This window comes from Variovorax sp. KBS0712 (assembly GCF_006323185.2).
In the GTDB taxonomy this organism is placed as follows: Bacteria; Pseudomonadota; Gammaproteobacteria; order Burkholderiales; family Burkholderiaceae_C; genus Variovorax; species Variovorax boronicumulans.
The window spans coordinates 425,041-439,998 of the sequence record NZ_VCCD02000001.1 but is presented as its reverse complement, the minus strand read 5'-3'; the positions used below and the strand labels follow the sequence as shown (position 1 = coordinate 439,998).

General features: G+C 69.4%; 12 protein-coding genes. 7 read left to right on the top strand and 5 right to left on the bottom strand.

Annotated elements, in window-relative coordinates; all coding sequences use genetic code 11:
- Positions 1–172 precede the first annotated feature (172 nt).
- From FFI97_RS01975 to FFI97_RS01965, 3 genes are read left to right on the top strand one after another with little or no spacing between them, the layout of a single operon-like run.
- Positions 173–520: a c-type cytochrome gene (locus FFI97_RS01975; protein ID WP_260684881.1), complete on the top strand. Its 348-nt coding sequence runs from the start codon at positions 173–175 to the stop codon at positions 518–520.
- A 37-nt stretch (positions 521–557) separates the two neighbouring features.
- Positions 558–1,031, top strand: a complete 474-nt coding sequence (locus FFI97_RS01970) for a (2Fe-2S)-binding protein (RefSeq protein ID WP_062478499.1) — start codon at positions 558–560, stop codon at positions 1,029–1,031.
- A 13-nt stretch (positions 1,032–1,044) separates the two neighbouring features.
- Complete coding sequence (locus FFI97_RS01965) at positions 1,045–3,309, top strand: xanthine dehydrogenase family protein molybdopterin-binding subunit (RefSeq protein WP_139699911.1); 2,265 nt, start codon at positions 1,045–1,047, stop codon at positions 3,307–3,309.
- 30 nt (positions 3,310–3,339) lie between these two features.
- Here FFI97_RS01965 and FFI97_RS01960 read toward each other — a convergent pair whose 3' ends face one another.
- Positions 3,340–4,335, bottom strand: a complete 996-nt coding sequence (locus FFI97_RS01960) for an alpha/beta hydrolase (RefSeq protein ID WP_174254354.1) — start codon at positions 4,333–4,335, stop codon at positions 3,340–3,342.
- Between the two features lie 215 nt (positions 4,336–4,550).
- Complete coding sequence (locus FFI97_RS01955) at positions 4,551–5,354, bottom strand: helix-turn-helix transcriptional regulator (RefSeq protein ID WP_139699910.1); 804 nt, start codon at positions 5,352–5,354, stop codon at positions 4,551–4,553.
- 103 nt (positions 5,355–5,457) lie between these two features.
- On the opposite strand from FFI97_RS01955, the gene FFI97_RS01950 reads away from it, so the two are divergent.
- Positions 5,458–7,032 carry an MFS transporter gene (locus FFI97_RS01950; RefSeq protein ID WP_139699909.1) on the top strand — a complete coding sequence of 525 codons (1,575 nt, stop codon included), beginning with the start codon at positions 5,458–5,460 and terminating at the stop codon, positions 7,030–7,032.
- On the opposite strand, the gene mutL is transcribed toward FFI97_RS01950, so the two are convergent.
- A complete protein-coding gene (gene mutL, locus FFI97_RS01945) occupies positions 7,016–8,911 on the bottom strand; it encodes a DNA mismatch repair endonuclease MutL (RefSeq protein WP_139699908.1) in 1,896 nt (631 codons plus the stop codon). The genes FFI97_RS01950 and mutL overlap by 17 nt on opposite strands.
- 260 nt (positions 8,912–9,171) lie before the next feature.
- Between mutL and FFI97_RS01940 the strand changes: the two genes are divergently transcribed.
- The 3 genes from FFI97_RS01940 (at position 9,172) to FFI97_RS01930 (ending at position 13,498) form a co-directional block, all read left to right on the top strand.
- Positions 9,172–10,962, top strand: a complete 1,791-nt coding sequence (locus FFI97_RS01940) for an IlvD/Edd family dehydratase (protein ID WP_144004347.1) — start codon at positions 9,172–9,174, stop codon at positions 10,960–10,962.
- Positions 10,963–11,277: 315 nt separating this feature from the next.
- Positions 11,278–12,099: a fumarylacetoacetate hydrolase family protein gene (locus FFI97_RS01935; RefSeq protein ID WP_139699907.1), complete on the top strand. Its 822-nt coding sequence runs from the start codon at positions 11,278–11,280 to the stop codon at positions 12,097–12,099.
- A gap of 46 nt (positions 12,100–12,145) precedes the next feature.
- On the top strand, positions 12,146–13,498 hold the full coding sequence (locus FFI97_RS01930) for an MFS transporter (RefSeq protein ID WP_082818212.1): 1,353 nt from the start codon (positions 12,146–12,148) through the stop codon (positions 13,496–13,498).
- 4 nt (positions 13,499–13,502) lie between these two features.
- On the opposite strand, the gene FFI97_RS01925 is transcribed toward FFI97_RS01930, so the two are convergent.
- Both FFI97_RS01925 and FFI97_RS01920 read right to left on the bottom strand, forming a co-directional pair.
- Positions 13,503–14,441, bottom strand: a complete 939-nt coding sequence (locus tag FFI97_RS01925) for a LysR family transcriptional regulator (protein WP_139699906.1) — start codon at positions 14,439–14,441, stop codon at positions 13,503–13,505.
- Complete coding sequence (locus tag FFI97_RS01920; RefSeq protein ID WP_139699905.1) at positions 14,438–14,947, bottom strand: GNAT family N-acetyltransferase; 510 nt, start codon at positions 14,945–14,947, stop codon at positions 14,438–14,440. The genes FFI97_RS01925 and FFI97_RS01920 overlap by 4 nt, the downstream gene beginning before the upstream one ends.
- Positions 14,948–14,958 lie beyond the last annotated feature (11 nt).

Here is a 14,958-nt window from a genome sequence, read left to right as displayed (position 1 = left end):
GCGGGCGCTTCTCATGCGCTTGGCGTTTTTGGCGCAGTCTCGTTGTTTCAGGCAAGAACGCGCGCGGATTGGGCAAGTGGCCGTGGGCGCTTCGTCGGACACTGGCCGCCGTGAAGTCCTGCCGCGCGCGGCGCGAGGACCGTGCTTCCCCTCCACGATGATGAAAAAAGAAATGACCCACGACGAACGACATCCGCATCGCATCACCGCCTCGCTCGTGGCCGCACTGGCCATCGGCGTGAGCGCCGTCGGGTCCGCGCCCGCCTTTGCCAGCACCGCGCTGGCGCAGAAGTACGCGTGCGTGGCCTGCCACCAAGCCGCCGTGAAGGTGGTGGGCCCTTCCTGGAAAGAGATCGGCGCGCGCTACGGCGACGGCAAGGGCACGGCCGCGCAACTGGCCGCCAGCATGAAGGCTGGCAGCTCGGGCAAGTGGGGCGCGATGCCCATGCCCGCGCAAGCCCAGGTGCCCGACGCGGACCTGCAGGCGCTCGCGCAATGGGTGCTCGACGGCGCCAAGTGAATCCGATCCATCCCACCTACCCACGGAGAAAACCAACATGAGCGCGCTCCACGTCAACGGCCGTGACCACACGGTCGACGCCGACCCCGGCACCCCCATCCTCTGGGCCCTGCGCGACACGCTGGGCATGACCGGCACCAAGTTCGGTTGCGGCGCGGCGCTGTGCGGCGCCTGCACCGTGCACATGGACGGCCAGGCCATCCGCTCGTGCATCACGCCCATCGCCGCGGCCGAGGGCAAGAAGATCACCACCATCGAAGCCGTGACCGGCGGCAGCGACCGCGTCGGCGCGGCCGTGCATGCCGCGTGGGTCAAGCACGACGTCGCGCAGTGCGGCTACTGCCAGAGCGGCCAGATCATGAGCGCGACCGCCTTCCTGCAGTCGCTGCCCAAGGGCAAGCAGCCCAGCACCGACGAGATCGACTCGGCCATGGCCGGCAACATCTGCCGCTGCGGCACCTACGCCCGCATCCGCGCCGCCGTGGCCGATGCGGCCAAGACCCTCGCCTGAAGGAGCCGACGACATGCTGCCAAACATCGACTACAACGACCTGCCGCGCGCGCTGCAGCGCCTGATGGCCCAGCCTGCGACCGATGACGCCGACGCGGCCGCCACGCTGCCGCGCCGCAGCTTCCTGAAGATGGCCGGCGCCGGCGGCCTCGTGCTCGGCGCTTTCCCTCACATGGCCATGGCGCAGGCCAACGGTCCGGCCAAGGCCAGCGGCGCACTCAAGCCGACGCAACAGCCTTCGGCCTTCGTGCAGATCGCGCCCAACGGCGAGGTCACGGTCACCATCAACCGCCTCGAGTTCGGCCAGGGCGTGCAGACCGGCCTGCCGATGATCCTGGCCGAAGAGCTCGATGCCGACTGGGCCCTGGTGCGCAGCCGCAATGGCACCAACGATGCCGCCTACGCCGACCCGCTGTTCGGCATGCACCTGACCGGCGGTTCCAACTCGATCAAGAACAGCTACACGCAGTACCGCGAACTGGGCGCGCGTGCGCGGGCCATGCTGCTGTCGGCGGCGGCGCAGCGCTGGAAGGTCGACGTGGCCACGCTGCGCACGCAGGCCGGCACGGTCATCGGCCCGGGCGGGCGCAAGGCGGGCTACGGCGAGCTGGCCGAAGCGGCCATGGCGCTGCCGGTGCCCGAGACTGTGACGCTGAAGAGCCCGAAAGACTTCCGGATCATCGGCCGCCCGACCACGCGCCTGGACGCGCGCGCCAAGAGCAGCGGGCGACAGGACTTCGGCATCGACGTGAAGCAGCCCGGCCAGCTCACGGCCGTGGTGGCGCATCCGCCCGTGTTCGGCGCCCGCCTGGCCTCGGTGGACGACAGCGCGGCGCGCGCCGTCAAGGGCGTGAAGGCCGTGCTGCGCATTCCGCTGGACCGTGGCGCCGAGGGCGTGGCCGTGGTGGCCGACGGCTACTGGCCCGCCAAGCTGGGCCGCGACGCGCTCAAGCTGCAGTGGAACACCGATGCGGTGGAGAAGGTCGACAGCGACAAGCAGCTGGCCCAGTACCGCGAACTCGCCGGGCGCCCCGGCAACCGCAAGTTCGACGCCGACATGGCGCCGCTGGCCGGCGCGCCGCACAAGCTCGAAGCCGAGTTCGTGTTTCCCTACCTGGCCCACGCGCCCATGGAGCCGGAGAACTGCACCGTGAAGCTGTCGGACGGTCGCGCCGAGCTGTGGGTCGGCACGCAGTCCGCCGACCTCGACGGCCAGGCCGCGGCACGCACGCTGAAGCTCGACCCCGCGCAGGTGAAGGTGAACGTGCAGATGGCGGGCGGCGGTTTCGGCCGGCGCTTCGTGGGCTCGAGCGACTTCGTGGTCGAGGCCTGCGAGATCGCCAAGGCCGCGCGCACCGCCGGCCTGAAGGACGCCCCCGTGCGCCTGCTGTGGAGCCGCGAGGACGACATCAAGGGCGGCTACTACCGCCCCATGCACCTGCACCGCGCACGCATCGGCTTCGACGCGCGCGGCAAGATCCTGGCGTGGGACCACGTGATCGTCGGCCAGTCGATCACGGCGGGCACGGTGTTCGCCGGCTCCATGGTCAAGGACGGCATCGACGCCACCGCCGTCGAGGGCATGCGCGATCCGTACCCCGTGCCGATGCGCCTCACGGTGCATCACCCGCAGGTCAACGTGCCGGTGCTGTGGTGGCGCAGCGTGGGCTCCACGCACACCGCCTTCGTGATGGAGACGCTCATCGACGAGATCGCCCGCACGACCAAGCAGGACCCGGTGGCCTACCGCATGAGCCTCTTCGGCGACAAGCATCCGCGCCACCGCGCCGCACTGCAACTGGCCGTGGACAAGAGCGGCTACGGCAAGAAGAGGCTGGCCGAAGGCCGCGCCTGGGGCGTGGCCGTGCACGAGTCCTTCGAGTCGGTGGTGGCCTATGTGGTCGAAGCGTCGGTGAAGGACGGCCAGCCCGTGCTGCATCGCGTGACCTCGGGCGTGCACTGCAACCTGGCGGTGAACCCGCGCAGCGTGGAAGCGCAGGTGCAGGGCGCGGCGGTGATGGGGCTGTCGACCTGCCTGCAGGGCAGCGCCATCACGCTGAAGGACGGCGTCGTGCAGCAGGGCAACTACGGCGACTTCACCGTGGCGCGCATCACGCAGGTGCCCGAGTTCGACGTGCACATCGTGCCGAGTGCCGATGCGCCCAAGGGGATGGGGGAGCCCGGCCTGCCGCCGCTGGCGCCCGCCTTCGCCAACGCCGTGGCGCGGCTGACGGGCAAGCCCTTGCGCCGCCTGCCGTTCGATCTGGCCTCGGCCTGACGCGGGAACGGAACCGCCTGAAAAGGCGGGCTAGATGGCGGCGGGGGCGGGCGGCGTGTGCGCTTCGCCCCGCACCTCTTGCGGCGACAGCGCCGCGGAAGGCAATGAAGGCGGTGCAGGCCGCGGCGACACCAGCCGCGGCTGCGGCCGGCTGTCCGCCACGGTGCTGCTGTCCTCGGGCTTCATGCGAAACAGCTGCGACAGCGCGGCGCGGTACTGCGTCGCGCCCACCGAGTTGGTGTTGTGGTGCGAGCCACCCTCGACCAGCACGAACATCTTGGGCACCGTGGCCGCGTCGTACAGCTTGCGCCCGAGCGTCGGGTTGATCAGGCTGTCGGCGGTGCCGTGCACCACGAGCAGCGGCGCGCCGATGTCCTTGACGGTGCGAATCGCCTCGAAGCGCTGCGTGATGAACGGGCCGAAGGGCAGCCAGCCCCACTTGAAGCTGCTGGCCACGTCGGCGATGGAGGTGAAGGTGCTTTCGACGATGGTGCCGCTTTCGTCGTTCACCGTGGCCGCCAGGTCGATGCCGATGGCGCCGCCCAACGAGTGGCCGAAGATGTAACGGTGCTGGCGCGGATGGCGCGCGGCCAGCCAGGTCCAGGCGGCGCGGGCGTCTTCGCGGGCCGAGGCTTCCGAGGGCAGGCCCTTGGAGCTCTTGCCGAAGCCGCGGTAGTCGATGGCCAGCACCGAGAAGCCCAGCTCGTGCATGCGCTGGATGCGCGGTGCCGAGCCGGCCACGTTGTAGCGCGCACCATGCAGGTACAGCAGCACGGGGGTCTCGGTGGTTTCGGGGGCGCCGCCGAGCCACAGGCCGTGCAGGCGCGCCGGTTCACCGGTGATGGACGACTGGAAGTCGATCCAGACATCCTGCATGCCTTCGGTCATCTGGGCCGAATTGCCCCAGCTGCGGTCGCTGGGCTGGAAGATCCATTCGCGCTGGCGTTCGTCGAGGGTCGAACAGCCGGCTGCCAGCAGGGCACAGAGCGAAAAGATGGACGCGAGGAGGGGCCAGCGTTTGATCATGGGGTGGAGGGACAGCGAAAGTCGGCCGAAAGTTCATCTGCTTGCTTTCTGAAACGCGTCGGCATCGCGTGTCAGCTCCCCCTGTGCAGCGCTCGCCGGCGCCTGGCACGAGACCATGCAACGTGCGTGCCCGCACCGTGGATGACGCCACAAAACCCTCGAAAACCCTCGAAATGGGCGCTGACGGCGCTTATCTGCCGCACAGGCCCCGGTGTTCAGCCCGGCGCCGGCTGCACGAAATACACCACCATCCGCAGGTGCCGGTGCGTGTCGACCACGAGTGTTTCGTGGTGAAACTCCAACGGTCCGCTGTCGGCCATCTGTACGCATCCGAGCCCGCGCCGGGCAGGCGCGCTGTCGGGGGTGTCCCACCAGCGGCGGAAGTCGGGCGAGAGCGCTTTCAGGTCCGCGACCAGGCCCCGCATGGCCGGATCGTCGGGCGCAATGGCGAAGTCGTATCGGAATTGCGCCAGCAGCCCGGGCGCATCGTCGCGCCAGGCGGGCAGGCGCGGGCGCAGTTCGGGGTCGGCGAACACCATGCGAAGGAGGTTGCGCGCCTCGCGCTCCCGCGTGCTGAAGCCGAAGAGCGCGTCGGCCGCGGCGTTCCAGGCCACGACGTCCCAGCGCAGGTTGAACACATAGGCAGGGCGGGTGGGCAGCTCGTCCATGAGCTGCTGAATGCGAGGCGTGACCGACGCCTGCTGATGGGCCTCGGGCGGCGGCGGGCGCTTGTGGGCCAGCAGGAACAGGTGGCTGCACTCGGCGTCGTCCAGCTTCAGGGCATGCGCCACGCCGAGCAGGAATTTCTGCGACACCTGGATCTCGCGCCCCTGCTCGAACCAGGTGTACCAGGTGAGCCCCACGCCGGCCATCACCGCGACCTCTTCGCGCCGCAGGCCGGGTGTGCGGCGCCGGCCCTGCGAGGGCAGGCCGACATCGGCGGGCGTGAGCTTGCGGCGGTGCCGGGTCAGGAACTCCGACAGCTCGTTCTTGGTGCGGCTGAGGCTGCGTTCGATCAAGCCTGTTGTCTCCAGTAATAGGATAAACGCTTAAATTGTAATGTGATGATCTTGTCCTGAAGATGGGGCTTCCGCAACCCGAACGCGCTCCCGGAGGCCCCTTTTGACCGCACCTTGCGATTCACTTTCCCTTTCCGACCACCTTCCGGCTGCGCGGCGCGAAGGCCGCGCCGGCGCCCGCGAATGGACCGGGCTCGCGCTGCTGGCGCTGCCGACCCTCCTGCTCGGGCTCGACCTCACGCTGCTGCACCTCGCATTGCCCGCGCTGGCCCTGGACCTGCGCCCCACGAGCGCGCAGGCGCTGTGGATCGTCGATGCCTACGGTTTCATGATTGCCGGCTTTCTTGTCACGATGGGCACGCTGGGCGACCGCATCGGGCGGCGCAAGCTGCTCATGGTGGGCGCGGCGGCGTTCGGCGTGGCGTCAGTGATCGCGGCCTCTTCGACCAGCGCCAACCAGTTGATCGCCGCGCGCGCCGTGCTCGGCGTGGCGGGCGCGACGCTGATGCCGTCGACGCTGGCGCTGATCAGCAACATGTTCCTGCACCCGCACCAGCGCGCGCTGGCCATCGGGCTGTGGGCGACCATGTTCGCGCTCGGCATGGCGGCCGGGCCCGTGGTGGGCGGCCTGCTGCTCGCGCACCACGGCTGGGGCGCGGCCTTTCTCGTCGCGCTGCCGGTGGTCGGGCTGCTGCTGGTGGCGGCGCCGTTCCTGCTGCCGGAGTACCGCGCGCCGCAGCAGGGGCGGCTCGATCTGCCCAGCGTCGCGCTGTCGCTGCTCGCGTTGCTGCCGGTGGTCTACGGCATCAAGCAGGTCGCGAAGGACGGGATCGGCGTCGGTGCAGTGCTGGCGCTCTTCGGTGGGCTGGCCTTCGCGCTGGGGTTCATCCGGCGGCAACGGCGGTTGCGCCATCCGCTGATCGACCTCGGCCTGTTCGCCAGCCGGGCCTTCAGCGTCGCGCTCGTGGTGTTGCTGGTGGGGCTGGTCGGTGTCGGCGGCACGATGCTGCTGGTGACCCAGTACCTGCAGCTGGTGGCGGGGCTGTCACCCCTGGAGGCCGGGCTGTGGATGGGCCCGCCGGCGCTCGCGATGCTGGTGGCCGGCATCACCGCGCCGCTGCTCACGCGGCGCATCCGGCCGGGTCATGTGATGGCGGGCGCGCTGGGGTTGTCTGTCGTGGGCTACCTGATGCTGAGCCAGCTCGATCGCACGCCGCATGGCATCGCGTGGGTGACGGCCGCGTTCTCGCTCGTGTACCTCGGCCTGGGCACCATCGCCGCGCTGGGCACCGACCTGGTCGTGGGCGCCGCGCCGCCCGAGAAGGCGGGCTCGGCCTCGGCTTTGTCCGAAACGGTGCAGGAGCTGGGTCTGGCCGTGGGCATCGCCACGCTGGGCAGCCTGACGACGGCGGTGTATCGCACGCGAATGGGCGAGCCGATCGATGGCATGGCCGTGAACCTTCAACGCGCGGTATCGGACAGCTTGGCCGGCGCGACATCGGTGGCGCACGAACTGCCTGCCGGCGTGCTGGAGCAAGCGCAAGCCGCCTTCCTCGCAGGACTGAATGCCGCCGCAGCCACCAGCGCCGTCAGCATCGCGGTCCTGGCGGTGCTGGCCGCCGTCACGCTGCGGCATGTCGGCGCGGCCGCCGATGACGGGCTCAGCGCCCGCGCATGAACAGCGAATCGAGCTCGCGGATCGACAGCTGGCGCCAGGTCGGCCGGCCGTGGTTGCACTGGTCGGAGCGCTCGGTGGCTTCCATCTGGCGCAGCAGGGCGTTCATCTCGTCGATGGTGAGCTTGCGGTTGGCGCGCACCGCGCCGTGGCAGGCCATGGTCGACAGCAGCTCGTTCTGCGCGCGCTGCACCACGGTGCTCGCGTCGTGCTGGCCCAGCTCGGCGAGCACGCTGCGCGCCAGCTCCACAGGGTCGCCGTCGGCCAGCGTGCCGGGCACGGCGCGCACCGCCAGCGTGCGGGCCGAGAAGGGCGTGATCTCCAGCCCCAGCGTGGGCAGCACCTCGGCGCAGGCCTCGGCCGTGGCCACTTCCTGCGGCGTGGCGGCGAAGGTGGCCGGGATCAGGAGCGGCTGGCTCGTGATGGCCGCGCCGTCGAGCTGGGTCTTGAGTCGCTCGTAGACGATGCGCTCGTGCGCCGCGTGCATGTCGACGATCACCAGGCCCTGGCTGTTCTCGGCCAGGATGTAGATGCCCTGCAACTGGGCCAGCGCGCGGCCCAGCGGCCAGGCGTCCTGGTTCATGACAGGCGCTGGCATGGGGGCCAGGGCCTCGCTGTCGGGCAATCCGACCGGCGCACGGAACGACATCGCCGGCGCTTCGGTCTGCCACTGCGACGGGGCCGTGACGGGCGCATGGCCCTGTTCCTCGGTGCGCCGCGGCCACATGGCCTCGAAGTCGCCGGCACCGCGCTCGCGCGCCTGGAACGGGATCGCGGGCTGCGACCAGCTGGCGCTCGGCGGCAGCGGGGTCTGCTTGAAGAAGGGCTGCGGCGGCGCGTCGGCCGGTGCCAGCGCATCGCCGGCGCGCGGTGCGGCCAGGGCGTCCTCGATGGCATGGCGCACCGCCTGGTGCACCTCGCGCCCGTCGCGGAAGCGCACCTCGATCTTGGTCGGGTGCACGTTGACGTCGACGCGCGCGGGGTCGATCTCCAGGTACAGCACGTACACCGGCTGGCGCTGGCCGTGCAGCACGTCTTCGTAGGCGCTGCGCACCGCGTGCGACAGCACCTTGTCGCGCACGAAGCGGCCGTTGACGTAGAAGAACTGCTGGTCGTTGCGCGAGCGCGCCGCGTCGGGAATGCCGGCGCGGCCGACCACGCGCACCGGGCCGCCTTCGCGCAGCACGGAGACGCTCTGCGACACGAAGTCGTCGCTCAGCGCATCGGCCAGCCGCTGCTCGGGCGTGGCGGCGGCGCGCCATTGTTCGATCAGCTTGCCGTCGTGCCAGACCGAGAAGCCCACCTCGGGCCGCGCCAGCGCATGGCGGCGCACGGCCTCGATGCAGTGGGCCAGCTCGGTGGCGTCGGTCTTCAAGAACTTGCGCCGCGCGGGCGTGGCGAAGAACAGCTCGCGCACCTCGACCGTGGTGCCCACCGAGCGCGCCACCGGCCGCAGCTCGCCGGTGCCGCCGTCGAGCACGTAGGCGCTGTCGGCGCCGGTGAAGCGCGAGAGGATGCTGAGCTCGGCGATCGCGTTGATGGCCGCCAGCGCCTCGCCGCGAAAGCCCATGGTGCCGACCGTTTCGAGGTCGCTCAGGCTCGCGATCTTGCTGGTGGCGTGGCGACGCAGCGCCACCGTGAGTTCCTCGCGCGGAATGCCCAGGCCGTCGTCTTCGACCGAGATCAGCCGCACCCCGCCCGAGGCCAGCCGCACGGTGATCTGGCGCGCGCCGGCGTCCAGCGCGTTGTCGAGCAGTTCGCGCACCACCGAGGCGGGGCGCTCGACCATTTCACCGGCGGCGATCTGGCTGATCAGCTCGTCGGGGAGTTCACGGATCGGGCGGCGTTCGGCGGGGGGGAGGGAGGAGGGTAGGGCACTCACCGGAAACATTCTAAAAGCGGGGCGCAGACCGGGCGGTTGGCGGGGTATCGGGGTGTCCGGGGCGGTGTATTTGGCGCGCTTATACCGATCCTCAACCGATCTCATTGGCTTTGGCGAAGGCGAAAACCTAAGCTCCCTCTCGCCAACGTATTCGCACAACAAGAACGCACCGGAGACACCCAATACACCGCCATGGCCCACCGCCATGCCGCGCAGGGGGCCGCCGCGCGCGTTCGCCGACCACCCTGAAAGCCGACGCCATGACGACACCCCGCCCCCTGCGCTCCGCCGCCTGGTTCAACAACCCCGAACACAGCGAACTCTCGGTCCTGCACCTGGCCTGGTTCCTGAACTACGGCCTCACCCGCGAAGAGCTGCAATCGGGCAAGCCGATCATCGGCATCGCGCAAAGCGGCTCCGACCTCACGCCCTGCAACCGCCACCACCGCGAGCTGTCGCTGCGGGTGCGCGAAGGCATCCGCGAGATGGGCGGCATCGCGATGGAATTCCCGATGCACCCGATCCAGGAAAACGGCCGCCGCCCCACGGCCGCGCTCGACCGCAACCTGGCCTACCTGGGGCTCGTCGAGATCCTCACCGGCTATCCCATCGACGGCGTGGTGCTGACCACCGGCTGCGACAAGACCACGCCCGCCGCGCTGATGGCCGCGGCCACCGCCAACATCCCCGCCATCGTGTTGTCGGGCGGCCCCATGCTCAACGGCTGGCACGAAGGCCAGCGCACCGGCACCGGCACCACGCTGTTCAAGGCGCGCGAGCTGTTCGCCAAGGGCAGCATCGACTTCCCCGGCTACATCGACCTCGTGGGCTCCACCGTGCCCTCGGCCGGCCACTGCAACGTGATGGGCACGGCCTCGACCATGAACGCGCTGGCCGAAGCGCTGGGCATGAGCCTGCCCGGCTGCGCGGCCATTCCCGCGCCGTACCGCGAGCGCGGCCAGATGGCCTACGAAACGGGCCGGCGCATCGTCGACATGGTGCGCGAAGACCTGAAACCCTCGGACATCCTCACGCGCTCGGCCTTCGAGAACGCGATCGTCGTCAACTCGGCCATCGGCGGCTCGACCAACGCGCCCATCCACCTCATCGCCATCGCCAAGCACGCGGGCGTCGAACTCAACATCCAGGACTGGGAAACGGTCGGCCTCGACGTGCCGCTGCTGCTCGACATGCAGCCCGCCGGCAAGTACCTCGGCGAAGAGTTCTACCGCGCGGGCGGCGTGCCCGCGGTGGTGGCCGAGCTGCACCGCCACGGCCTGATCCGCACCGACGCGCGCACCGTCAACGGCCACACCCTGGCCGTCAACTGCGCCGACGCGCCGGTGAAAGACGCCGACGTGATCCGCCCCTTCGACCAGCCGCTGCGCGAGAACGCCGGCTTCCTCGTGATGTCGGGCAACCTCTTCGACAGCGCGATCATGAAGACCAGCGTGATCTCCGACGAGTTCCGCGCGCGCTACCTGAGCCAGGCCGGCGACCTCGACGCCTTCGTGGGCCGCGCCATCGTGTTCGACGGCCCGGAAGATTTCGAAGCCCGCATCGAAGACCCGTCGCTGGACATCGATGCGAGCTGCATCTTGTTCATGCGCGGCGTCGGCCCCATCGGGCACCCGGGCTCGTCGGAAGTGGTCAACATGCGCGCGCCCTCGCACCTGCTCAAGAGAGGCGTGTCGGCCTTGCCCTGCATCGGCGACGGCCGGCAGTCCGGCACCTCGGGCTCGCCGTCGATCCTCAACGCCTCGCCCGAAGCCGCCGCGGGCGCCGGCCTGGCACTGCTGCAGACCGGAGACAAGGTGCGCGTGGATTTGAAGGAACGCACCGTCAACATGCTCGTCGACGACGCCGTGTTGCAAGCGCGCGCCCGCGAGCTCGAGGCAAAGGGTGGCTACCCGATTCCCGCCAGCCAGACGCCATGGCAGGAGATTCAGCGCGCGATGGTGGACACGCTCTCTGAAGGCATGGTGCTGAAGCCGGCGACGAAGTACCAGCGCGTGGCACAGACGGCGGGGATTCCGCGTCGGAATCACTGAGGACGGTTGCTGTTCAGGGCGCGATCCCGCCGACGGGTGCCTTGCTCCGCGAATGTCCTCCGGCCTGCGGCCTCCCCCTTGATTTCGCTGCGCAAGGCACCCATCGACGTGATCGTCGAGCCGAGCGGTCGTTGATCGGCGCGCACCAGCGATGTGTCCCGTGCTCAGGACACTGGGTGCTTCCCGCAGCGAAATCAAGGAGGAGGGGCGAAGCCCCGGGGGACATTCGCGGAGGGAAGTACCCGGTGGCCTGAGCACACGCCCTGAATGAACCCGCACCCAGAATTTTTTAAATCAGAAGAGAAGGAGTCAGACATGAAGTGGATGAGCGTTCAAACGCCGCAGGGCCCCCGCGTGGGCTACATCAAGGACGGCGCACTGCAGCCCGTCGATGCGGCCCGCATGCAGGACATCGTCGAAGGCCAGCCCTGGCGCGACGCAGGCCAGCCGATCCCGCTCGCCGACGTCAAGCCCACGCTGCCGTTCGCACCGAGAAACATCATCTGCATCGGCGCCAACTACCGCGACCACTGCATCGAGACCGGCCTGGCCATCCCCGAGAAGCCCGTCGTGTTCGCGAAGTTCAGCAACACGCTGGCCGCTGATGGCGATGCGATCACCTGGCCCGAAGGCTTCACCGAGAAGGTCGACTGGGAAGCCGAACTCGGCGTCGTCATCGGCCAGCGCGCACAGGGCGTGAGCGAGGCTGATGCGCTCTCGCATGTGTTCGGCTACGTTGCAGCCAACGACGTGAGCGCGCGCGACGTGCAGCTGGGCGAGGCGCAGTGGGTGCGCGGCAAGTCGCTCGACGGCTTCTGCCCGCTAGCGCCCACCGTCGTCACGCGCGACGAAGTGGCCGACGTGCAATCGCTGGGCATCCGCTGCCTCGTCAACGGCGAGGCCGTGCAGTCGTCCAACACCAGCGAAATGATCTTCTCGGTCGCGTTCCTCATTGCGTACCTCTCGCGCGCCATCACGCTGGAACCCGGCGACCTGATCCTCACCGGCACGCCCGCCGGCGTCGGCCTGGGCCTGAAGCCGCCACGCTTCCTGAAGCGCGGCGACGTGGTCTCGGTCGAGATCGATGGACTGGGTTCGGTGACGAACCCCGTCCACGGCGCGGTCGCAAGGGGCTAGCCTCGGCGCCTTTCAGACAGAAATACCTATTCAGGAGACAACAACAATGACAACCACGAGTCCCTACGGCGAACTGGTCACAGGCGCCATCCACAAGGCGCGCTGGCGCCTGCTGCCCATGCTGATCGTCATGTACATCATGTCGATTCTTGATCGCGTGAACGTCGGCTTCGCCAAGCAGGCGCTGCAGATCGACACCGGCCTGAGCAACAGCGCTTTCGCGCTCGGCGCCGGCATCTTCTTCGTGAGCTACGCGATCTTCGAAGTGCCGAGCAACGTGATCCTGTCGCGCGTCGGCCCGCGCATCTGGCTGTGCCGGATCATGGTCACCTGGGGGCTCGTGGCCTCGGCCATGATGTTCGCGACCACCGAGACCTCCTTCTACGTGCTGCGCTTCCTGCTCGGCATCGCGGAGGCGGGCTTCTACCCTGGCGTGCTGCTCACGCTGACCTACTGGTTCCCCGCCAAGGTGCGTGCGCAGGCCAACGGCATTTTGCTGTTCGGCTTTGCGGGCGCGCTCGTCATCGGTGGGCCGATCTCCGGTGCGCTGCTCGACATGAACGGCATCGGCGGCCTCAAGGGCTGGGAGTGGATGTTCCTCATCGAGGGCCTGATGGCCGTGGTGGTGGGCATCGTGGCCTTCTTCGTCATCGTCGACCGGCCGCACAACGCGCCCTGGCTCACGAGCGCGCAGCAGAACGCGCTGCAGGCCGTGCTCGACCAGGAAGCGGCGGAGAAGTCGGCCGACAGCCCGCAGACCGTGTGGCAGACGCTGTGCAATCCGCGGGTCATGTTCTTCGCGCTGAACTTCTTCATCGTGCAGATCGCGGCCTACGGCCTCATCTTCTATCTCCCGACCCAGGTGGGGCAGATCCTGGGCCAGAAGATCGGCCTCTTGGTCGGCTTCGTCACCAGCATCCCGTGGCTGCTGGCACTGTTCGTCGTGTACTTCGTCACGCGCTGGTCCGACCGTCACCACGACCGCCGCCGCGTCACCGTGGCCACGCTCTACACGATCTTCGGCGTGTGCGTGTGCCTGTCGGCGCACGGCTCACCGATCTTCGCGATCGCGGCGCTGTCCATCGGTGCGTCGACCTACCTGTCGGGCACGCCGATCTTCTATGCCTTCCTGTCGGAGCGGCTGTCGGGCCTGGGCATTGCCACGGGCATCGCGCTGGTCAACTCCATCGGCAACCTGGGCGGCTTCGTGGCGCCCAACCTGCGGACCTACGTGGAGCAGAACCACGGCGGCTCGGCCGCGGGGCTGTACACGCTGGGCAGCGCGGCGCTGCTGGCCGCGCTGATGCTGGCGCTCATGCCCAAGGGCTGGCGCGTGGCAAAGAAGAGTGGGGCTGCGGCGGCGCCGGCGGCCGTGCTCGACGGCCGGGCGCGCGCCTGATCGTTCAGAAGGCCTGTCGCCAGACGCGCGACAGCGCCTGCCACGCGCAGTCCACCTCCGGCCGCTTGAGCGCGCCGGCCAGGCAGACAAAGCGCAGGTCGCACGCGATGCTCACGCGGTCGGCGATGACCAGGCCATCGCGCTGGCTGGCCTGCAGCGCCAGCGCGTCGCGCGCCAGCGAAATGCCCACGCCGGCGCGCACCAGCGCCAGCATCGACATCTCCTGGTCGGCCTGCGCGGCTTTCTTCAGCACCAGCTTGTGGGCCTGCAGCACCGGCGCCAGCAGCCGCGAATGCGAGGAGGTCGCCGGTGCCAGCACCCACGGCAGGTAGGCCAGCTCGGGCCAGTCGCGGCCCAGCACCTGCGGCGCCCAGCCGCTCGGGCCGATCACCTGGTAGTTGAAGCGCGCCAGCACCTGCGAATGGAACAGTTCGCCGTCGTGGCGCCGTGAGGCGGCGCTGGCCTGCGGCAGGTCGGTGGCCTCGGGGTCTCCGAGGTAGAAGCCGATGTCCAGTTCCTTGTTCAGCAGTTGGGCCAGCACGTCGCCGCTCGTGCCCTGGTGCAGCTCGGTCTCCAGCTCGGGCGCCAGCGCGACCAGTTCGGTGAGGAAGGGGCTGAGCCGCGTGAAGTCGGGGTCGAGGATGGTGCCGATGCGCAGCGAGCCGCGCACGCCGCCCTTGAGCCGCTCGGCGGCCACCGCGAAATCGTTCAGGCTCTCGAGCGCATGCTCCGCGTGGTTGAGCAGCGCCGCGCCGTCGCGCGTGAGCAGCAGGCCGGTGGGCGTGCGCTGGAACAGCTCCAGCTCGACCAGCGCGCCCAGTTCCTTGAGCTGCAGGCTCACGGCCGGCTGCGTGAGGAACAGGCGCTGCGCGCCGCGCGACACCGAGCCCTCGCGGGCCACGGCCACGAAGGCCTGCAGGAGCCGGGGCTCGATCTTCTTCATGCCGCGCCGGGGAAAGGCTGCAGCTGCTTGTACATGACGAAGGCGTCCACGAAGCCCAGCTGCGGATGCCTGAATGCGCCCGGCAAGGTGCCGACGATGGCGAAGCCCATGTGCTGCCACAGCCGCACCGCGCGCTCGTTGGTGGAGACGACGAAGTTGAACTGCATCGCCAGGAAGCCCATGCGCAGGGCCTGCTGCTGCGAGTGTTCGCACAGCGCCGAGGCCACGCCCAGGCCGCGCGCCGCCTCGGACACCACATACCCGCAGTTGCTCACGTGCGCGCCCTGGCCGGGCTGGTTGGGGCGGATCACATAGGTGCCGAGCACGGCGCCTTCGTCGTTGCAGGCCACGAAGGTCAGGGTGGGCACCTTCATCCACGAGTGGCGGGCCTGTTCCTCCGCGACATCGGGCGGGTAGGTGTAGGTGTCGCCGCGGCGGAACGTCGGTTCGAGGACGGCCCAGATGGCGGGCCAGTCGGCATCGAGGGCTTCGCGGATCTGGATCATGGGGTGATTCG